Raw genomic sequence first — 20,876 nt, forward strand, 5'->3', positions numbered from 1 at the left:
CATTATCACTGCCTGATCAATCGTGGCCCGGCTGCATCTTCCGGCTCTGTACTCCGCCATGGGTTGATATCCAGCCCGCCCCGGCGGGTATATCGGGCACAGACCGATAGCTGCTGCGGCTTACAACGCGCCATCAGATCGGTGAACATTGTTTCCACGCAGTGTTCATGAAAATCCTGCTTCTGACGAAAACTGACGATGTACTGGAGCAGCCCCGCCCGGTCCATAGCCGGACCCGTGTACTCAATCAGCACCGTGGCCCAGTCCGGCTGGCCGGTTACCGGGCAGTTACTCTTCAGCAGATGCGAGCACAGCTTTTCCGACACCACCTCGCCAGCGGCACCCAGGCTGTCCGGGTTATAGTCATAGCCGACGGATTCCACGTCCTCATCATCGATCAACACAAAACCTTCCGGCCGTCCGATCGCCCTCGCGCCCTGGTCAACGCTGTACAGATCCACGGACACAGAGGCACCACTGGCACTGGACAGGTCTCGCACAATCACATCCCTGACCTGATCAGCAGAAGAAAACACGGTCTGATTCAGGGAGTTCAGGTAAAGCTTGAGTGACTTTGACTCAATAATGGCTGGCGATGCCGAAGGCACGCGGATTTCCGCCCAGGCTACGGCAGGTACGCCACCGGAGCGCAGCCAGGAAATTTCCCAGGCCTGCCAGAGATCCTCCCCGAACCAGGGCCAGCGGCCATCTTCCAGGCCAAGGCGGCGACGGTTTTCGTCCCTCGCCACGGGAAACAGTAACTGCGGATCGTAGGTATCCGGGTAATCGCTGGATTTGCCCAGCGGGGCATCAATAAGGGCCATGAAACATCCTGGAACAAGACATCAGTGACGAATACCCTTACCCCGCGCCAGCATGCGAAGGGAAATGGCAGACAGTATGGTAATGAACATCAGAATCATACCAAGGGCCACGTATGGATTGACATCCGACACGCCCAGAATGCCATATCGGAAGGCATTCACCATGTACAGGATCGGGTTGATCATCGACACCCCCTGCCAGAACCCGGGCAGCAGGTCGATTGAATAGAACACCCCGCCCAGGTACGTCAGTGGTGTCAGCACGAACGTAGGAACAATGGAGATATCATCAAACTTGGTGGCCAGCATGGCATTGATGAAACCACCCAGGGAAAACAGTGCCGAGGTAAGGAACACGGTCAGTATGACCATGGGCAGGTGGTGAATGGATAAGTCGGTGAAACCCAGCGACAGCAGCGTCACGATGAGACCAATACCCAGCCCACGTGACATGCCGCCGGTGACGTAACCAACGAGAATAATCCAGTTGGGCACCGGTGACACCAGCAACTCTTCGATACTGCGCTGGAATTTCATGGAGAAAAACGACGACACCACATTGGCATAGGAGCTGGTAATCACCGCCATCATGATCAGCCCCGGGACGATAAACGACATATAGTCAAAGCCGCCCATCACCCCAATGCGGGAACCGATAAGGTTGCCAAAAATAATGAAATACAGTGTCATGGTGACCGCCGGCGGCAACAGGGTTTGCGGCCATATCCGCATGAAACGGCGTATTTCCCGCACAACAATGGTTTTGTAGGCCGTCAGCATCGCGTCTGTTCTCATGCCGCGTCTCCCTGTTTGGCGGCAATGGCGTTGTTGTCCTCAACCATGCGAACAAACAGCTCTTCCAACCGGTTGGCCTTGGTACGCATGCTCACCACCCGGATACCCTTCTGCTCAAGTTGAATAAACATACCGTTAAGGCTCTGGCCTTTCTCCACATCCACCACCAGGGCACCCTCGCCATCAAGGTGGCAATAGAAACCATCGAGTTCCGGAGCCCTCTCCAGCGGCTCGGCGGTGTCCAGAACAAAGGTCTCAGAGCTCAGTTGCTGCAACAGCTCCCGTTTGCTGGTATTTCGCAGTATGCGGCCATGATCAATGATGGCGATATTGCGGCACAGGGCCTCCGCCTCTTCCAGGTAGTGTGTAGTGAGGATAATGGTCGTGCCGCGGCGGTTCATTTCCTCCAGGAACGTCCACATGGAGCGCCGCAGCTCGATATCCACGCCTGCTGTGGGCTCATCCAGGATCAGCAGTTTCGGTTCGTGAACCAGGGCCCGGGCAATCATCAGCCGGCGTTTCATCCCCCCCGACAGCATCATGGCCGGGGTGTTGCGCTTGTCCCAGAGGCCCAGCTGACGCAGGTACTTCTCAGCGGACTCAGACGCTTTCTTCAGGGGGATGCCGTAATAACCCGCCTGAGTCGTCACAATATCGAACACTTTCTCGAACTGGTTAAAATTGAACTCCTGGGGCACAACGCCCAGGTTCAGCTTCGCATCAGAGAGATGGGTATCGATGTCAGATCCGAATACGCGAACCTTTCCGGCACTCTTGTTGACCAGGGAGCAGACAATGCCGAGGGTGGTGGACTTTCCAGCCCCGTTGGGGCCCAGAAGTGCGAAAAAGTCACCCTCGGCCACATGCAGATCAATGCCCTTGAGGGCCTGAAAGCCGTCGCCATAGGTCTTGACCAGACCTTCAATTTCAAGTGCGTTGGTCATAATGAATCCAGAGCATAAAAAAACAGGTAGCTATAAGTTGTGGCCGGGAAAGAGGAATTCAAGTAGCAGGGCCCGTCGGCTGGCAAAATCACTAAAACCCCAAACTGCGACAGGTTTCCCGATATGCCGGCAGCGGCGTCCTTATAATGCCGGTTACAACAATTTACAAAGGCTCTGCAACGCAGGCCGAAACGTCAGGGAATGTACGCGCCGCCATGAGATCCGTTCACTTCAAATCTGCTCTACTGCCTCTGGTTTCAGTTCTGTTTCTGGCTGGCTGTCTTGACGGAGACAGCAGTGACGGCGGTGATGGCTCTCAGACCGGCCAGATCATGCCCGCCGGCATTTCGGGGCTGTCGTATTCCACAGCCAGCCGCAATGGCACAACCGATTCGCAAGGCCGTTATCGCTACTTCCCGGGTGAAACACTAACCCTTAAAGTCGGCAACCTGGAACTTGCCCAGGATGTACCCGTCCGCCCTGTTGTAACACCACTGGAGTTTTTTCCCGACGTGAGGGCGGCATTGCAGGTAGCCGGTACTACGGCAGAAGGGCTCCAGAGCCACCGGATTACCGAGCAGCAACTACTTCGGAATGGGCCCCTGATCAACCTCACCCGTTTGCTGCTGGCACTGAACTGGGACCTGGATATCTCCAATGGCGAAGGCATCGACATCCGGGAACGCGTCATCAGCCAGCTGAACGCCGCACTGCCGGATCTGACCGCCCCCATTGATTTTAACGTACCGGAGGTCGAATTCATTGCTGCCGGCGAGGAGCTCTCTCCTGCCAATCAGCTGTTGCAGAATATCTGCTTCTTCCCGGAAGACGATGAGCTCTGCGAAGAGCCGCCCACGGATGAAGAAATCGCTGCAGCCCCGGAGCGACCAGAGGATCTGGACGAGCGCGATGAAGACATCGAGTACCGCAAAGATCTGGAAAACAAGCGTGACCGGATCCTGAACGCAGTCCGCAGCCTGGAAGACGTCGATGTCGAGGACGCCAGAAACTACCTCACCCGGGAACTGGACACCATCACCACCCGACTGGGCAAACGTTACTTCCTGGACGAGGACGTAGCGGAGTTTCCGGCCAGCGATACCGACATAAAAACCGTCAGGGTAAGGAAAATCAGCGGGGAACCGGAACTAACCAATATTGAAGCCATCAGCACCCGCGAACTGGACGTGGTTGTCCATTCCTTTGGCTGGCAGTCGGCGTCGGTAGACTACTTTATTGCTGGAGAATCAGGTGGGGAGTCAGAATTGCTGGTCAACTTCCGCCCGCAAGACACCTACCGCTGGGTGAAAAAGCAACTCCGGGTCATTATCAACTAGGCGATCGCAGGCGCCCTCAGGCGCCAACGATGCGTGAAAGACTCCAGCGCGACTCGGCGCCGGTCACATCATAATGCTCCGGGTACAACCCTTCCGTGCCGTAGGGCAAACACTCGGCAATGGTCAGGACCTCACAGGCACCGCGCCCTTCGTTATATTTCGCCAGATCCACAATACGGGCGGACCTGAGGGGCTGATGAGTTCGATCTGTCATCACCATTACCTTCGGCCATAAACGGCGCTCCGGTGTATGGGAAACCACAATGCCACGCTGACCGTCATTCAGCTCAACCAGGCTGCCGGTGGGATAGATACCAATAGCCTGGATAAACTGCTCTACCAGATCTTCCTGGAACTCGATATTGCGCATCTCGTAAAGCAGGCTCACCGCACGGGCGGGCGTCATGGGATCTGCTGTCTCGCGGGGACCAATCAGGGTTTCAAAATATTCCGCCAGCCCGGCCACCTTGGCCAGCAATGGAATCCGGTCGCCGCGGATGCCCTCCGGAAAACCGGAACCGTTATGCCGCTCCCGGTGCCCCTGAACAATGCTGACAACGGCCCTGGACACACCTGTGTCCGCCAGCCTGGCGACGCCTTTGCGTACGTAATCCCGGTAAAGCGCGAACTCCTCAGCGTCCAGCTTGCCTTCATTGCGGAGAACGTGCTCGGGCAGGTCCAGTTTGCCAATCTGGGACAACAGGCAACCCAGCCCAAGATGGTTCAGAAGGCCTTCATTGAGGCCCAGCTGACGGCCGCACACCAGGGCCCAGACAGCCGTATTCAGGGAGTGGCGATAGGTGTAGTCATCATGGTGTCGGGTCCTGCTGAGCCACAGCAAGGCATCCGGGTTACGGACTACGCTGGCCACCATCTGACGGGTTACCGTCGCCACTTCGCGCAGATCCGGTGTACCCTCTTCCCGCAGGGTTTCGAAGACCCGGTGAAGAGAAGCCTCAGCATCCATCATTACCTTTCTGGATGCCTTTATCTCCTTCTTCATGGTGGTGACGTTTTCGTAGCTGACGGGCTCCTTGATACTCAGCGGCGGGAGCTGAACCGCCTCACGGTTGTTCCCGGTGCGTTTGGTCTTGCCTGTAAAGACGCGGCTGCCGAGCTTGTCCTGTTCTATGCTGTCACGGGTTTCCGCAACATCAATGACGACCCATTTGCAGTGGGATACCACTGAGCGGATGTCTTCCTGGGAGCGAATATGGAAACCCTGGATCGGGAAAGGCGTCTGGTGCCACGGGCGGTCCAGGTCAGACACAAACATGCCGACTTCCAGATCATGGACAGCAATTTTCTTTTGACGGACTCCCACGGGACACCTCTACACGTGCACGAATCGATACTCACCATTGTGACGACCCCGGGGAAAGAGTCCATTACAATTTTGTAGTGTGAAGTAACCCGAACGCGACAGAGGGTAACGAAAACTATCAGCGGGAAACAAAGTGTAGCAATGTGACAGTCCTCACAATTAAACACATTGTCAGAAAACTAGCCATCATCCTCACAGACAGCATCGTCCAGCTCCGGAGGCCGGGCTATAAGGGAGCCCCTCGGGGATTTACGGCTGTAGACGATATAGGGCACCGAAGAAGCGCGAATATAGTCAATATTCTCACTGTCATCACCACTGCCACGGACCGTTTTCACCGGTTCGCAGGACACCAGCAGGTTCAGTGAGGATTCAATATCGGTGATCCGTGGATCGGGGCTACCAGGGTTGATAGCCATACAGCGGGTCCCAGGCCCTGCTGGTTCGCCGGAACCTACCAGCACGTCCTTACCTTTAACACCACAGGCGCGGATGCCATCTGCGCAATCCGCCTGCCCTGCTTCCTCGTGGCTGTCATCCACAAGCCGCCATTTGCGGGTACTGCACTGGGTTTCAATCGTTATCGGAGTCGACTTGTTGTCGGCTATCCACCAGTCAGGGTACTCCGCTGTTTGCCACGTAAGCTTTACCTGACGCGCCTCGCGTTGCGAATTTTCAGCCGGAAAGACCGCATAATGACTGTAGTAGGCGGCACAGCCGCTCACAGCCAGGGGAATCATCATTGCCATAACACGCCGGGAAAGCCGGAAGAGCTGGTTGGGTTTCATGTTGAGCACCATTTACTGGTCCGCAAACTGCAGGCCGAATCCATCGTTGGTTTTACGCACCACCACCATATCCAGCACCGGAGCCGGTACCGGCAGGCCCTGCACCTGAACCTGAACCTGATCCCCAATGGACGGAACAAACGGCTCGGTGTCCACCACGACAAACACGCCGCCGTCGGATATATCTCTGGTCGAGAACACGAATTCACCCAGTTCTTCATGCGTTACGCGAACCTTGGCGCTCATCGCCGTGCGGTTATGTACTCTCCGATCATTCCCAACCATAGTCTTTGCGCTCACCACTTTTTGCATAGTTTTTATAGTCTTCCGAAGCATAGCACCTTTTTTCAAGGAATATGGCAAGGGTGTCTTGACACCAGGCTGAACACAAATGAGAATGGTTGCTGTTTTTAAACATTGCTGACTCTCAACAAAGCCAGCAGATCACTGCTTAACCACTTAAAGGAAGGTACAACATGCGCCAGAAACTTGCCGTTGCCGCTATTGCCGCAGCCTGCGCACTGCCGATTCAGGCAAGCGCCGATGGAGAGGTGAACATCTACTCCTACCGTCAGGCTTATTTGCTGGAACCCCTCCTGAACGCCTTTGAGGAAGACACCGGTATTGAAGCCAACGTGGTATTTGCCAAGAAAGGCCTGGCAGAGCGCCTGGAGCGGGAAGGACGTAACAGCCCCGCCGATCTGGTAATGACCGTTGATATCTCCCGCCTCAACGAGCTGGTTGAGCGTGATCTGGTGCAGGGCGTTGATAACGACACCCTCGAGGAAAACATCCCGGAGAACCTGCGCCACCCAGAGGGCAAGTGGTTCGCACTGACCACCCGTGGCCGTCTGATCTTTGCATCCAAGGAGCGGGTTGAGGAAGGCGAGATCACCACCTATGAAGATCTGGCCGACGACAAGTGGGAAGATCGCATCTGTACCCGCAGCGGCAAGCACCCGTACAACATCGCCCTGTTCTCATCCATGATTGCCCACCATGGCGAAGAAGCGACTGAAGAGTGGCTCGAAGGCCTGAAAGACAACCTGGCCCGCAAGCCCCAGGGCGGCGATCGTGACCAGATCAAGGCCATCCATGCCGGCGAGTGTGATATCGCCATCGGCAACAGCTACTACTACGGCAACATGCTGAACGACGAAAACCAACGTGAACAGGCAGAGTCTGTACGCCTGGTATTCCCGAACGCCGACGGCCGTGGCACCCACATCAACATCAGTGGCATTGCGCTGACCAACAGCGCTCCCAACCGCGAAAACGCCATTCGCCTGATGGAGTTCCTGTCTACGCCCAAGGCCCAGCAGATCTACGCCGAGGCCAACACCGAATATCCGGCCAACCCGGATGTAAAGCCTTCCGGTATGGTTGCCGAGTGGGGTGAGATCAATCCGGACGACCTGTCCCTGCAGAAAATTGCCGAGAACCGCAATGCTGCGGTGAAGATGGTGGATCGCGTCGATTACGACAACTAAGCGCTTCACTCCAAAAAAAGCCGGGACGTTGGTCCCGGCTTTTTTGTACAATCCCGGCCCTGTGTTTTCATGAACCCCAAGGGACCCTATGACCGAGGCCATTACCGCAAACCAGACCGGAGCTGACCATCCCCTGCTGGCAAAGCGGACCTCGAAGCGCTGGCTGATCACCGCAGCACTCACCACAGCAATTGTGGTGCTGCCGGTTCTGTCTGTCATTATCCTCGCCCTGTTTCCCGAGGAAAACATCTGGCCTCACCTGCTGGACACCACCCTCCCCCGTTATCTGATCACCACGCTCAAGCTGATGGCCGGCGTTGCCCTGATCACCCTGGTCATCGGCCTGGCAACCGCCTGGGCGGTCACCATGTGCGAGTTCCCCGGGCGCAAGTTCTTCGAGTGGGCCATGCTGTTACCCTTTGCGGTGCCGGCCTACGTAATCGCCTATGTCTACACCAGCCTGCTGGACTACGCCGGGCCGGTCCAGACCACCCTGCGGGAATGGTTTGGCTGGGCCAATGCCGCTGATTACTGGTTCCCGGAAATACGCAGCCTGGAGGGCGCCACCCTGATGATCGGGCTGGTGCTCTACCCTTACGTATACCTTCTTGCACGGGCTGCGTTTCTGGAGCAATCACCCTCATTGTTTGCGGTCAGCCGCAGCCTGGGCCATTCCGCCCTGAGCACCTTTTTCAAAGTGGTACTGCCCATCGCTCGCCCGGCTGTTGCCGTGGGCCTGTCACTGGTACTGATGGAAACACTGAACGACTTCGGCACCGTGGACTTCTTCGCCGTACAGACTCTCACCGCTGGCCTGTTCGACACCTGGATGAACCTTGGCAATCTGGGGGGCGCCGCCCAGATTGCCACCACCATGCTCGCTTTCGTCGTCATTCTGGTAACCCTGGAAAGATACTCCCGGCGCCGGCAGCAACAGTTCGCGGCGCGGGACAATCGCGACCCCATTCGCCGTTTTACCATGTCGATGCCCCGTCAGTTAGTGTGTGTTGCGGTATGCGCCCTGCCGGTTATTTTCGGGTTCCTGCTTCCGGCCATCACCCTTGGCCAGTACGCCTGGGAATACTTCGATGAAAGCTGGAATACAGACTTCATACGCAACACCCTCAACAGCCTGTTCCTGTCCGGCACGGCCGCACTGACCACACTGGTCATCGGCGTTACCCTCGCCTACAGCCGTCGCCTGCATAACACCCGCGGCATGCAGGTGATGATGCGCCTGTCCAGCCTTGGCTACGCCATGCCAGGCGCAGTGCTTGCGGTCGGTGTCATTGTACCTCTGGCGGGGTTTGACAACTGGGTAGACGGCATTCTGAGGGACAGCTTTGGCATCAGCAGCGGGCTGCTGCTCAGTGGCTCGGCGTTCGCACTGATATTCGCCTACACTGTGCGCTTTCTGGCGGTATCAGCGGGCAGCGTGGAGAGCGCCCTGCAGAAGATCACCCCCAGCATGGACATGGCATCAAGGTCCCTGGGGCATACGCCCGGACAGACGCTGGTCAAGGTGCATCTGCCGATGCTACGGGGCACGCTGATTACCGCAGCTCTGGTGGTGTTCGTGGATGTGATGAAGGAGTTGCCGGCAACGCTGATTCTCAGGCCATTCAACTTTGAAACGCTGGCCACCTATGTGTACCAGTTTGCCTCGGATGAACAACTGGCACACAGCGCCCTGCCCGCGCTCATTATCGTGCTTGCCGGCATCATCCCGATCATTCTGATGAGCAGGTCCATCTCCGGCACCCGCTCCATCAGCTGATACCTTAAACCAGGCCTAGATAACCGGTCTGGAATGGGTGTCCTGCACTACGAAGCGCCCCTGGAAGACCGCCACCGGCTCACCGAGCGGCTCCATAGAGGGCTCACCGCAGTATACTTCGGCAATCAGGGACAACCGCCCCTTACCATGGCGCGCCAGGCTCTTGCGGAATCTGTCAGGAACTTCACCGCCGGGGAGGCGGCACAGGGCAAAGAAGTCGCCCTCGACCGGTTCGATATGCTCGATTTCGCCAACCTGTATCACCACATTGCCGGCTAACCCGAGGTCCGACAAAACCAGCTCCACAAGACCCCAGGCGGAAATCACCGCAACCGAATAGACACTGCCGCCGAAGCCGGTCCCCTGGTGATTGTGATTGGGCGCCAGGGGAGCGCGGACCAGCAAAGCCTGTCCGTCATAGGAAAGCAGTTCCACTCCCAGAGCTTCCGAGAGCGGAATCATACTGTGAATGCGTTTCTGAAACCGGGCTAACTGAGTCATATTCCCTCCTGAACATGACGTCAGTTTATGCCCCTTCCAGAGCTTTCCCTATGCGACTTACGTCGGTTTACTGCCAGATGACTGGCTGGCGCTTGGCGTACCAGTCATCCACCTTTTCCTGGTAGGCATCCTCAACCACGTTACGCTTGAGTTTCAGCGTGGGGGTGAGGAAGCTGTTTTCGATAGACCACTCATCGCTGACCACAGTAATGAACGCCAGTTGCTCGTGGGGGTCCACCGTCTTGTTGACGTCTGAAATAAGCTGCTTGAAGCTCTCCTCGATTTCCTTGCGGAAGGCCTCGTCCGCCATTTTCGGACGAATCTCCTCGCCCAGCATCACCAAAGCGTGAGGCTGAGTCTGGTTGGCACCCGAAACACACACCATCTCGATGGCTTCGTGGGACATCAGGCGGTTCTCGATAGGTGCCGGGGCAATGTACTTACCCTTGCTGGTCTTGAAGATCTCCTTGATACGGCCCGTCAGTTTCAGGCGGCCCATCTCGTCGATCTCGCCCTTGTCACCTGTCTTCAGGAAGCCGTCCTCGGTGAAGGTTTCGCGGGTTTTCTCTTCGTCCTTGTAGTAACCCATCATGGTGGCCGGGCTCTTCACCAGCACCTCACCCTCGTCGCTGATCTTCACTTCCACGCCCGGCAGAGCTTCACCGACATAACCGGTGCGTGAACGGCCCGGCTTGTTCATGTGGGAATAGGCAAAGTTCTCGGACATGCCGTAGCCTTCCAGCAGCTCCAGCCCGAGGTTGCGGTACCAGTCCAGCACATCGTGGGACAGCGGCGCAGACCCACTGCCGGCCAGTTTGACCTTGCTCAGGCCCAGCCCCTTGAGCACTTTCTTCTTGATAACCCGGTTCAGCAGCGGAACCTTCAGCAGCCGCTCCAGTTTCTCTTTTGGCAGCTTCTGCAGCACACCGTGCTGGAATTTCACCCACAGGCGAGGCACTGAGAGGAACAGCGTGGGCTGTGCCCGTTGCAGATCCTGCACGAACGTGTCCAGGGACTCGGCAAAATAGAGACGGAAGCCGGCATACAGGGAAGCCAGCTCCACAAACGTCCGCTCGAACACGTGAGCAAGCGGCAGGTAGGAAAGCATGCGCTCGTCGGAACCGACGTTCAGCACTTCCATACCGCCTTCAGCGGCAGAGGCCATGTTGCCGAAACTCAGCATCACACCCTTGGGACGACCGGTACTGCCTGAGGTGTAGACAATCGTGGCCAGCTCATCCGCCTCACGCCGGGTGTTCTCCTCAAGCGGCGGGAACTTGCTCACAATGTCGTCCCAGGTTTCAAAATCGTTGGGCGGGCTCAGCGGGTAAGACACGCAACGCACACTCTCTGGCACCCCGGATTTCATCATGTCCCAGTCGTCCAGCTTGCCAACGAACAGAACCTCACATTCACTGTGGTTGAGAATGTAGTTCACCGTATCGGCGTTCAGCGTGGGGTAAAGCGGCACGGAGATATGGCCGGCCATCCAGATGGCCCAGTCCGACATAATCCATTGCGCACAGTTCTTGGAAATAATGCCCACCCGGCTTTTCTCCGGGAGATTCAGGGACTTCAGGTATGACGCCATTCGACGGGCTTCATCCACTGCCCGCTTCCAGGTGTACTCAACGACTTTGCCGCCACCGATGGGTTGGGTCATATACAGGGAATCCGCATTGGCGGTTTCCCAGTGGTAGACCATATCCAGAGGGAGTTTGTTGGTTGTGTCCATGGACCTTCCTTGCAGTAAGTTATTTACGTTATGGGAATTATTTTTGTAAGGGGTTGTGCGTATTCGACTTTAGTAGCCTATTTCAACACATCATTCGTCGTCAAAACGTGATGCAAATAAAACTATTCCCTATCGCACGTATTCTAGCTGCCGTTAATCCCCCTGAAATTGACCATTAAGGTACCTTCCCTTACCCCGCAAGCCAATAGGCTGTGATAAACTCCCGCCCCGTTATTAAACGGGCGTTCGACACTCCGATAACATCCAGGTCGCGCCACAGGTTTTGAACTGACTCGGGAGACCGGCTTATGGCCAACAGAATTCTGCGCACGCTGCTGGGCACTGCCCTGCTGGCACTGTCTGCGATTGCCCAGGGTGATGACCAGCGAGTGGTTGCCATCACCCAGATTGTGGAGCACCCGGCACTGGATGCGGTTTACCAGGGAATCAGGGACGAACTGGAAGAGCGGGGCTATAAGGATGGGGACAACCTGCGCATTATGCACGAAAGCGCCCAGGGCAACTCCGCCATCGCCTCCCAGATCGCCCGTAAGTTTGTAGGGGAAAGCCCCGACGTGATTGTCGCCATCGCCACGCCTTCGGCCCAGACCATGGCAGCGGCTGCCCGGAAAACCCCACTGGTATTTTCCGCGGTCACAGACCCGGTTGGCGCCAAACTGGTCAAGAGCCTGAAAGCCCCCGGCGCGAACATCACCGGCGTTACCGATATGCTGCCCATCGAGAGCCACCTCGACCTGCTTGAGCGCTTGGTTCCCAATGCCAAACGGATCGGCACGGTTTACAACCCCGGCGAAGCCAATGCCGTGGCGCTGGTGGAACTGATTGAAGAACGCCTGGAAGCCCGCGGCATGGAGCTGGTCAAAGCCGCCGCCACCAAGACCTCGGAAGTGCTGGGCGCTGCCCGCTCCCTGGTGGGCAAGGCAGACGCCATCTACCTGACCACCGACAACACCGTGATCAGCGCAGTGGAAGCGGTCATCTCCGTGGGTGAACGAGCAAAGATTCCGGTATTTGCAGCCGACACCGCCACGGTCAGCCGGGGCGCTGTTGCCGCACTGGGTTTTGACTACTACGACCACGGCCGCCAGACCGGTGGCATGGTGGCCCGCATCCTGGAGGGCGCCAACCCGGGCGAGATGGATGTGGAGTCCGTCGACGCCCTGAACCTGTTTGTAAACCCCGCTGCCGCAGAGCGCATGGGCATTACCCTGTCCGACGACCTGATCAGCGACGCGAAAGAAGTCGTAAACAGCGACCAATAACCCACTGTTCACGGGCAGCCCCACAAGGGCTGCCCGTTTTCATTTACGGTGAACCTGTCCCATGCTTAGCAATATTGCCTTTTACGGCGCCATTGAAACCGGTCTGATCTACGGCCTGGTTGCCTTCGGTATCTACATCTCGTTTCGTGTCCTTGATTTCCCGGACCTCACGGTAGACGGCAGCTTTCCCCTGGGCGCCGCCGTTGCCGCCGTGCTGATCATTGACGGCGTGAACCCCTGGCTGGCCACCGGCGCCGCCGTGATTGCGGGCATGGGCGCCGGCGCCGTAACAGCGCTGCTGAACGTCAAACTCAACATCCTCAACCTGCTGGCTTCCATCCTCACCATGATCGCCCTCTACTCGGTGAACCTGCGGATTATGGGCCGGCCCAACGTAGCGCTGTTGACCGAGGAAACCGTACTCACCCCCTGGTACAACCTGGACCTGGAATACCACCAGGTGCCTGTGCTGCTGTTCACCCTGGTGGTGCTGGTGGGACTGGTGCTGCTGTGGCGCTTCATGAAATCCGAAACCGGCCTGGCCATGCGCGCCACTGGCGCCAACCCGAGAATGGCAAGGGCCCAGGGTATTGCCACCGGCGCCATGATCGTTCTGGGCGTGGCACTGTCCAACGGCCTGGTGGGTCTGGCAGGCGCACTGTTCGCCCAGAGCCAGGGTGCGGCAGACGTCACCATGGGCGTGGGTGTCATCGTGATTGGCCTGGCCTCGCTGATTGGCGGTGAAGCCGTGCTGACACCTTCCACCGTCGTACGGGCTCTGATTGCGTGCGTGATTGGCGCCATCATCTATCGGCTGGCCATTGCCCTGGCACTGAACGCGGATTTCCTGGGCCTGCAGGCGCAGGACCTGAACCTGATTACCGCTGTGCTGGTCACGCTGGCCATCGTACTGCCCGGTGTTCGCACGTCCGTTGCCGCGCGGCTCACCCGCAACAAGGCCTGAAGGGGGACTCATGATCACAGCAACCGACCTGACACTGACCTTCGGCAAGGGCACTCCCCTTGAGAACCCCGCCCTGCGCGGCATGAGCCTGACCGTTAACCAGGGTGAGTTCGTCACCGTTATCGGCAGCAATGGCGCCGGCAAATCCACCTTCCTCAACGCCCTCGCTGGCGAAGTGATGGTCGACAGCGGCAAGATCATCGTGGACAACCAGGACGTCACAAAACTGCCCACGTACAAACGTGCCGGCAGTGTGGCGCGGGTTTTCCAGGACCCACTGGCGGGCACCTGCGAAGGCCTGACCATCGAGGAAAACCTGGCCCTGGCCATCAAGCGCGGCCAACGTCGCGGGCTGAGTGCCGCGGTCAAAGCGCGTTACCTGGACCAGTTCAAAACCAGCCTGGCGTCACTTAACCTGGGCCTCGAGAACCGCCTGGGGGACAAGATGGGCCTGCTCTCCGGCGGCCAGCGCCAGGCAGTGAGCCTGCTGATGGCCAGCCTGACGCCCTCTGCCATCCTGTTGCTGGACGAGCACACCGCAGCCCTGGACCCCAAGACCGCCTCCTTCGTGCTGGACCTGACCACACAAATCATTGAGGAACAGAAACTCACCGCACTGATGGTTACCCACAGCATGAAACAGGCACTGGAGGTGGGCGACCGCACGGTGATGCTGCATCAGGGCCAGGTGGTTTTCGATATTGCCGGCAAGGACCGGGAAGGTCTGGAAGTGAAAGACTTGCTGGAGCTGTTCGAAAAGCAGCGCGGGCTGGAGATTACCGACGACAGCCTGCTGCTGGGTTAATCGAAGAAGGCGGGATATCCCCGCCTTCTTCGTTAACTGACTTCGTGAACTTTTTTCAGGTTTTATCTGCGCAGTTTTTAACCACAACATGTAGTGGTTTCTGGCAACACCGCTCAAAATGGCGTTTTGGCAGGCATTTCCCGATTTTCAAGCATTCCTTCATTGATTTTCTTACGCTATCAGCCCCCTTCTATAGTTGTCTTCTTATTCACAGACCACTATATCCTGTTATACTCATCACACATTCACCCATATATGGGATTTTACCGGCCAGCGCACCCTACTGCGGGTCACAGCGCGTATGCCGGTAACCACAGGGTGAGCCTCTTTCCTGAATACCCGCCTTCTGGCCGCTTTTGCGGCGGAGGGCGGGAAAAAGAAACACCAGATCTAGTGGTTTAACGGGTCTGAAGCAAGACAGCCTCTCAGGCTGCGCATATTTTGACTACACATGGGGTATGGCCGGCTGCGGTTTGCAGCGGTCATCAACAGAAATACCGGACATCCGAGGGTGGCAATGAACGCTAAAGCACAGGCAGTGATAACAACAATTCCAATGCAGGAAGCTTCGCTGGACATCTGGAACAGCAAGTACCAACTCAAAACCAAGACCGGCGAGCCGGTCGACAAGGACATCGACGCAACCTACACGCGTGTAGCCACTGCCCTGGCTGAAGTGGAAAACAAGGCCGTCCGTGCCAAGCACATGAAAGAGTTTGCCTGGGCGCTTCGTCACGGCGCCATCCCGGCAGGCCGCATCACCTCCAACGCCGGCGCGGAAGCCCATAAACCGGCCACCTCCACCATCAACTGTACCGTCTCCGGCTCTGTTCAGGATTCCATGAACGACATCCTGGAGAAAAACCACGAAGCCGGCCTTACGCTCAAGGCAGGCTGCGGTATCGGCTACGAGTTCTCCACCCTGCGCCCGAAAGGTGCCTACGTGGCCGGCGCCGGTGCCACCACATCCGGCCCGCTGTCGTTCATGGATATCTTCGACCGCATGTGCTTCACCGTGTCTTCTGCCGGTGGCCGCCGTGGCGCCCAGATGGCCACCTTCGACGTGCACCACCCGGACGTCATCGACTTCATCCAGGCCAAGCGTGAAGACGGCCGCCTGCGCCAGTTCAACCTGTCCCTGCTGATCACCGAAGACTTCATTGAAGCCGTGCGTAACGGCGACGACTGGCACCTGTCGTTCCCGGTTACCGAAAAAGAAGCCGCGAATGAAGGCCTGGACCTGAACGACCCCAGTCAGTTTGTGTACCGCGACTTCCCGATCCAGAAAGGCTACGTGGTCAACAACGAAGGCAAGGTGGCGTGCAAGATCTACCGCACCCTGAAAGCCCAGTTTATCTGGGACACCATCATGACCAGCACCTACGACTACGCCGAGCCGGGGTTCATCCTGATCGACAAGGTCAACCAGATGAACAACAACTGGTTCTGCGAAGACATCCGCGCCACCAACCCCTGTGGCGAGCAGCCCCTGCCCCCGTATGGCAGCTGCCTGCTGGGCTCTGTGAACCTGACCATGTTCGTGGACTACCCGTTCACCGACAAGGCCAGCTTCAACTATGAGAAGTACCGCAAGGTGGTGGCCATCTTCACCCGCATGCTGGACAACGTGGTAGAGATCAACGGCCTGCCGCTGGAAGAGCAGCGCCACGAAATCACCTACAAGCGCCGCCACGGCATGGGCATCCTCGGCCTGGGTTCCACCCTCGCCATGCTGCGTATGCCTTACGGCTCGCCGGAATCCGTGCAGTTTACCGAAGAGGTTGTGCGTGAAATGGCCGTGGAAGGCTGGCGCCAGTCCCTGGCCCTGGCCGAAGAGAAAGGCCCCGCGCCGATCATGGAAGACGAGTTTGAAGTAACCCCCAAGATGCTGACCAAATGCCCGCAGCTGGCCGAAGACGGCTACAAGCTGGGCGACAAGCTCAAGGGCAAGGTGCTGCACGCCAAGTACAGCCGTTACATGCAGCAGATTGCCGGTGTAGAGCCGGAGCTGATCGAGCAGTTGGCCGAGAAAGGTGGCCGTTTCACCCACCACACCTCCATCGCGCCTACCGGCACCATCAGCCTGTCACTGGCCAACAACGCCAGTAACGGGATCGAGCCGAGCTTCTCGCACCATTACGCGCGCAACATCATCCGCGAAGGCCGCAAGACCAAGGAAAAAGTCGACGTATTCTCCTTCGAACTGCTGGCGTATCGCCACCTGGTCAACCCCGGTGCCATGCCCTTCTCCGAAGAAGAAGACAAGCGCCTGCCCCACTACTTCACCACGTCTGAAGACGTGACGCCGGCGCAGCACGTGGATATCCAGGCGGCAGCACAGCGGTGGGTGGACTCGTCCATCTCCAAGACCGCCAACGTACCGCAGGACTTCGCGTACCCGGACTTCAAAGACATCTACATGTACGCCTACGACAAGGGCCTGAAGGGTTGCACCACCTTCCGCTTCAACCCGGAAGCCTTCCAGGGCGTACTCGTCCAGGAGAAAGATCTGGAGAACACCCTGTACGAGTTCACCCTGGACGATGGCAGCAAAGTGACCCTCAAGGGCAACGAAGAAGTGGAATACGACGGCGAAATCCACAACGCCGCCAACCTCTTCGATGCGCTTAAAGAAGGCACCTACGGCAAATATTGATCCGGTACAACCGACACAGGACACAACACCATGACCGTTAAAATCAGCAACAAAATCGTCGGCTACCGCGTCAAGAAAGCCGACCCAGAAGCAGCACAGCCAGCACCGCAACCGGAAAACAAGCCGGTTCAGATGAACGAATACATCGAACGGCCGGACTTCCTGCTGGGCACCACCTACAAGATCAAGCCGCCGGTGGCCGAGCACGCGATGTACATCACCATTAATGACATCCTGCTCAACGAAGGCACCGACCACGAAAGCCGGCAGCCGTACGAAGTGTTCATCAACTCCAAGTCGATGGAGCACTTCCAGTGGGTCATCGCCCTCACCCGCGTTATCTCTGCGGTATTCCGCAAGGGTGGCGATGTCACCTTCCTGGTGGAAGAGCTGCGCAGCGTGTATGACCCCAACGGCGGCTACTTCAAGAAGGGCGGCGTATTCATGCCCTCCCTGGTGGCAGAAATCGGCGCCGTGATCGAGAAGCACCTGAAGGCGATTGGCCTGCTGGAAAGCGAGGAAATGAGCGAAACCACCAAGCGCATCCTCGCCGAAAAACGCGCCGAATTCGAAGCCAACCACAAAACGGCCACCAACGACGACAAAGCCACCGACTTCCCGCCCAACGCCACCATGTGTGGCAAGTGCAGCACCAAGGCGGTGATCGTGATGGATGGGTGTGCGACGTGCCTGAACTGTGGGGATAGTAAGTGTGGTTGAGGTGATTGACTGCAATGAGTGATGAGGAGGCCTGGGGTGAGAACTTCGGGCCTTTTTTGTTTGGAGCCGATGTAATCGTGCTACTGCTTTATGATGGGCAGAAATATGACAGCGTCGTGAACGCAGGTGACGCGACAGGAAACCTGTTTCAGACAGTTGCACGTGTTTGTTTTGGTTAATTATTTAACCCGATCGGAGTGTAATGCTATGAAAATTGGTTGTGACAAAGCTGCGGTCAAATTTCGTGCTGATCTGTTATCGCGATCTAACTGCTGTTAAGCAAAAGGAGATTGGCAATTGACTCAAGAAGATGTCAGCCATCACGTTGCTAATCAACTGATGACCGAGATGGCTCGATCACTCAGCGAGTCACACTCCAAATTTTCGGGCTGGTTGCTCGCCGGATCTTCAGCAATATTTGGCTTAATTCTCGCCAACTTGGATTCGGTGTCCACTTTCGTGGCCATAGACGCGGTTAAATCTGGAACCACTTATCTTCTTTGGTCTTTGATTGTTGCAGTGGTTCATCGGTGGCTTTTCTCAATCGTCCAAGCTGGCATTCAGGGCGGGGATCGCGGTGCACAAATGGACCAGCAGATCAGAGCCGGTAACTATAGTTACAACCAAGAAGTACTTTGCTCGGAAATAGAGAACGCCAGCTTTTACCCCGCAAAATGGATAATTCGCTGGCAGTACAGGAGACTGAAAAACGGAGACATCACTGTGGCCGGACGGCAACACTTAAAGTTGGCGCAGATTCAGGGCTTCTGTCTATTGCTGCAAATTCTGTTGGCCGTGGCATCAGTGGCCGTGCTTGTATCGGGTCTCAATGCTTAACAATGCCAGTCACGGCGACGCCTACTACATTGCGGCTTCGCCTACATTGCGTAGCCGCGCATGCTGGCGGCGTTAGGGCGTGGGTATGTTGACCCGATGATTGTATATCTTGATCAAAACAAGTGGATTGAGCTGGCACGGGCCATTAACGGCGTGGATAACTCAGATGAAGCCAAGCTGCTGAGGAGAGAAATGCCAGCAACTCTCAGTTCCGGCTGCATTTTTCCACTGTCAGCCATCCACATCATCGAGTTCTCTAGAATAAGAAAAGACCAGCGTCGGTCTCGTCTTGGGCAGGTCATGTGGAATTTTTCCCGAGGCATAACTACTTCTCCTCTACACGATATTATCTGTCGGGAGTTAGAGGTGGCCTTTTCCAATGCGGGTTACGAGGTTAATCCAAGACCATTTGAATATCTTGGTCGTGGTATACCGCATGCCTTTGGTGAGGTATTGGAAGGAACCATTGCCAGGATGTTCCCAGATGAGATCGATAGGGCAATGTTGTGTGGGTTTGCCGATATACCGCCGATTCAAGGAGGCACGAAAACGTACCGAGAGAACTTTGCGAACCACCTGAGCACTCTCCACGAGCGGAAGCAAGATCTGGCCAGGTCAAAATGGTCGAATTGGCTCTATGCAATTTCCATGGTTGATATCCTCGACCCACTACACAAGGTCATGACTGAAAATCGCATTCCAACTGGGGATTTCGAGACTTGGGGGGCTGAGCGACTTAGCGGTTTTCTGGATAGCATGCCTACCCGTGCCGTAGATATTCATTTGCATCGCCAGGTTTTAAAGAACTCAGAATACAGGCCAAAACTGAGTGATTTAGAGGACTGGGCGGGCCTTAGTCCTGCCGCCTGTTATGCTGATGTGGTGATCTGTGAAAAGCACTTTGCTGATTTGCTCCAGCGGGATGGATTCAAAACAAAAGCAAGAATAGAGACCAGTTTATGCTCCTTTGTTCAAGAGGTAGTTCAGCCCTAACCAGGCCAGGCACGGCGACGCCTACTACATTGCGGCTTCGCCTTCATTCCGTAGCCGCGCATGCTGGCTAGCGTTAGACAGTAATGGTCTGTTTTATGGATGTGTGGATTTCTCCAGTTAAAGATATCGTTGTGGCACTGGCAGCCATCATAGGTTCTGGCGTTGCTCTGATTGGTTTATCCACATGGAGACGGCAGTTAGAGGGAACTGCAGAGTATGAGCTTGCCCGACGGTTGCTGAAAGAGGTGTACCAGTTTCGAGAGGCGCTCCAATCCGTTCGCTTCCCGTTTATTGCGGTGAAAGAGATGGAGTTGTCAGACGATGAGGGACCTGCACCAGTTAATGACAAGGACAGGCGCCATCGGGAATTAGCTAAGGCATATCAAAACAGATACGACCGGGTGTATGACGCCAGAAATGCACTTGAAGCAACCCTACTTGAAGTAGAGGTGCTTTGGGGCGCGGAACTAGTAGAGAAGGTTCGAAAATTATACAGCTGGGATGCTGAGCTTTATGCCGCGATTATGGAGCACTTAGATACGGTTATCTCCGACGCTCCAAACGGAGGCAGAAACCTAGCTGACCGACAGCGAACCCGAGAAATTATCAATTCTCGCGGAAACAGGAAAGAGGATAAATTTTTGAGTGGTTTGCAGGGTGATATTCAAGAGATAGAAAGGAATCTAAAACCACATCTCAAGCGCCGTGTCTAACCAAGTGTTCCAGTTCGAGCCTGACGGCCCTCCACCGGACAGCCTTGTCGCCGCTTCGCTCTGCCAAGGCTGACGCCGAACAACGGCGTTACAAGTCATCCTCAAAACATAGGGCATTATGAGTAGCGAAACTAGCCACCTACGATATTTGAAGCAACTCCTCCATCACGGGTCTGCAGTTTTGGGCGCAATCTCTTTTCTGTTGGTTCTTTTACTTCCAGTGTTTTTAGACGTTTCCGATTATGTGTCGCTTGCTTTATATTTTGGTGGTGTCGCTGCATTTTATTGGGCTGGCTATAAAACTTGGGAAGAATGCATATTCCGGCCCATCATGAACACCCATTCCGGACGAACGTGAACACCTATTCTGGTTCAACGTGAACAGCCATT

General features: G+C 56.4%; 20 protein-coding genes. 12 read left to right on the forward strand and 8 right to left on the reverse strand.

Annotated elements, in window-relative coordinates; genetic code table 11:
* Positions 1 to 5 precede the first annotated feature (5 nt).
* The 3 genes from queF to QPM17_RS18490 are packed head-to-tail and all read right to left on the reverse strand — an operon-like array spanning position 6 to position 2,563.
* Entirely contained in the window at positions 6 to 824 is an 819-nt protein-coding gene (gene queF, locus QPM17_RS18480; RefSeq protein WP_285392650.1) for an NADPH-dependent 7-cyano-7-deazaguanine reductase QueF, read from the reverse strand.
* A gap of 21 nt (positions 825 to 845) precedes the next feature.
* On the reverse strand, positions 846 to 1,619 hold the full coding sequence (locus tag QPM17_RS18485; RefSeq protein WP_285392652.1) for an ABC transporter permease: 774 nt from the start codon (positions 1,617 to 1,619) through the stop codon (positions 846 to 848).
* Positions 1,616 to 2,563: an ABC transporter ATP-binding protein gene (locus QPM17_RS18490; RefSeq protein WP_285392653.1), complete on the reverse strand. Its 948-nt coding sequence runs from the start codon at positions 2,561 to 2,563 to the stop codon at positions 1,616 to 1,618. The genes QPM17_RS18485 and QPM17_RS18490 overlap by 4 nt, the downstream gene beginning before the upstream one ends.
* A 215-nt stretch (positions 2,564 to 2,778) precedes the next feature.
* Between QPM17_RS18490 and QPM17_RS18495 the strand changes: the two genes are divergently transcribed.
* Positions 2,779 to 3,900 (forward strand): organic solvent ABC transporter permease, encoded by a 1,122-nt coding sequence (locus QPM17_RS18495; RefSeq protein ID WP_285392655.1) that lies wholly within the window; start codon positions 2,779 to 2,781, stop codon positions 3,898 to 3,900.
* Between the two features lie 16 nt (positions 3,901 to 3,916).
* Here the strand turns inward: QPM17_RS18495 and QPM17_RS18500 are convergent, their stop codons facing one another.
* The 3 genes from QPM17_RS18500 to QPM17_RS18510 all read right to left on the reverse strand — a co-directional run bounded on the left by QPM17_RS18500 (position 3,917) and on the right by QPM17_RS18510 (position 6,297).
* The gene (locus QPM17_RS18500) at positions 3,917 to 5,224 is read right to left on the reverse strand and encodes a cyclic di-GMP phosphodiesterase (protein ID WP_285392656.1); all 1,308 of its coding nucleotides are present in this window, start codon (positions 5,222 to 5,224) and stop codon (positions 3,917 to 3,919) included.
* A 179-nt stretch (positions 5,225 to 5,403) separates the two neighbouring features.
* A complete protein-coding gene (locus tag QPM17_RS18505) occupies positions 5,404 to 6,012 on the reverse strand; it encodes a hypothetical protein (RefSeq protein ID WP_285392658.1) in 609 nt (202 codons plus the stop codon).
* 12 nt (positions 6,013 to 6,024) lie between these two features.
* Complete coding sequence (locus tag QPM17_RS18510; RefSeq protein WP_285392660.1) at positions 6,025 to 6,297, reverse strand: PilZ domain-containing protein; 273 nt, start codon at positions 6,295 to 6,297, stop codon at positions 6,025 to 6,027.
* Positions 6,298 to 6,488: 191 nt separating this feature from the next.
* On the opposite strand from QPM17_RS18510, the gene QPM17_RS18515 reads away from it, so the two are divergent.
* Together QPM17_RS18515 and QPM17_RS18520 are read left to right on the forward strand one after the other, a co-directional pair.
* Positions 6,489 to 7,502, forward strand: a complete 1,014-nt coding sequence (locus QPM17_RS18515; protein ID WP_285392662.1) for a Fe(3+) ABC transporter substrate-binding protein — start codon at positions 6,489 to 6,491, stop codon at positions 7,500 to 7,502.
* A gap of 88 nt (positions 7,503 to 7,590) precedes the next feature.
* Entirely contained in the window at positions 7,591 to 9,279 is a 1,689-nt protein-coding gene (locus QPM17_RS18520) for an ABC transporter permease (RefSeq protein WP_285392664.1), read from the forward strand.
* Positions 9,280 to 9,294: 15 nt separating this feature from the next.
* Here QPM17_RS18520 and QPM17_RS18525 read toward each other — a convergent pair whose 3' ends face one another.
* Positions 9,295 to 9,780, reverse strand: a complete 486-nt coding sequence (locus tag QPM17_RS18525) for a thioesterase domain-containing protein (protein ID WP_285392666.1) — start codon at positions 9,778 to 9,780, stop codon at positions 9,295 to 9,297.
* 67 nt (positions 9,781 to 9,847) lie between these two features.
* Positions 9,848 to 11,515, reverse strand: coding sequence for an AMP-binding protein (locus tag QPM17_RS18530; RefSeq protein ID WP_285392668.1), 1,668 nt, complete (start codon positions 11,513 to 11,515; stop codon positions 9,848 to 9,850).
* A 308-nt stretch (positions 11,516 to 11,823) separates the two neighbouring features.
* On the opposite strand from QPM17_RS18530, the gene QPM17_RS18535 reads away from it, so the two are divergent.
* The 9 genes from QPM17_RS18535 (at position 11,824) to QPM17_RS18575 (ending at position 20,486) form a co-directional block, all read left to right on the forward strand.
* Positions 11,824 to 12,798, forward strand: a complete 975-nt coding sequence (locus QPM17_RS18535) for an ABC transporter substrate-binding protein (RefSeq protein ID WP_285392670.1) — start codon at positions 11,824 to 11,826, stop codon at positions 12,796 to 12,798.
* Between the two features lie 61 nt (positions 12,799 to 12,859).
* Positions 12,860 to 13,762, forward strand: a complete 903-nt coding sequence (locus QPM17_RS18540) for an ABC transporter permease (protein WP_285392671.1) — start codon at positions 12,860 to 12,862, stop codon at positions 13,760 to 13,762.
* A 10-nt stretch (positions 13,763 to 13,772) separates the two neighbouring features.
* Positions 13,773 to 14,567, forward strand: a complete 795-nt coding sequence (locus QPM17_RS18545; RefSeq protein WP_285392673.1) for an ABC transporter ATP-binding protein — start codon at positions 13,773 to 13,775, stop codon at positions 14,565 to 14,567.
* Between the two features lie 517 nt (positions 14,568 to 15,084).
* Complete coding sequence (locus tag QPM17_RS18550; RefSeq protein WP_285392675.1) at positions 15,085 to 17,223, forward strand: adenosylcobalamin-dependent ribonucleoside-diphosphate reductase; 2,139 nt, start codon at positions 15,085 to 15,087, stop codon at positions 17,221 to 17,223.
* Between the two features lie 30 nt (positions 17,224 to 17,253).
* Positions 17,254 to 17,943 carry a TSCPD domain-containing protein gene (locus QPM17_RS18555; protein ID WP_285392677.1) on the forward strand — a complete coding sequence of 230 codons (690 nt, stop codon included), beginning with the start codon at positions 17,254 to 17,256 and terminating at the stop codon, positions 17,941 to 17,943.
* Between the two features lie 14 nt (positions 17,944 to 17,957).
* Positions 17,958 to 18,122: a hypothetical protein gene (locus QPM17_RS18560; protein WP_285392679.1), complete on the forward strand. Its 165-nt coding sequence runs from the start codon at positions 17,958 to 17,960 to the stop codon at positions 18,120 to 18,122.
* A 118-nt stretch (positions 18,123 to 18,240) separates the two neighbouring features.
* Positions 18,241 to 18,780 (forward strand): hypothetical protein, encoded by a 540-nt coding sequence (locus tag QPM17_RS18565; protein WP_285392681.1) that lies wholly within the window; start codon positions 18,241 to 18,243, stop codon positions 18,778 to 18,780.
* A 96-nt stretch (positions 18,781 to 18,876) separates the two neighbouring features.
* Entirely contained in the window at positions 18,877 to 19,773 is an 897-nt protein-coding gene (locus QPM17_RS18570) for a hypothetical protein (protein WP_285392682.1), read from the forward strand.
* A 95-nt stretch (positions 19,774 to 19,868) separates the two neighbouring features.
* Entirely contained in the window at positions 19,869 to 20,486 is a 618-nt protein-coding gene (locus QPM17_RS18575) for a hypothetical protein (protein WP_285392684.1), read from the forward strand.
* The last annotated feature ends 390 nt before the right edge of the window (positions 20,487 to 20,876 follow it).

Source organism: Marinobacter azerbaijanicus, assembly GCF_030250645.1.
GTDB lineage: Bacteria > Pseudomonadota > Gammaproteobacteria > Pseudomonadales > Oleiphilaceae > Marinobacter > Marinobacter azerbaijanicus.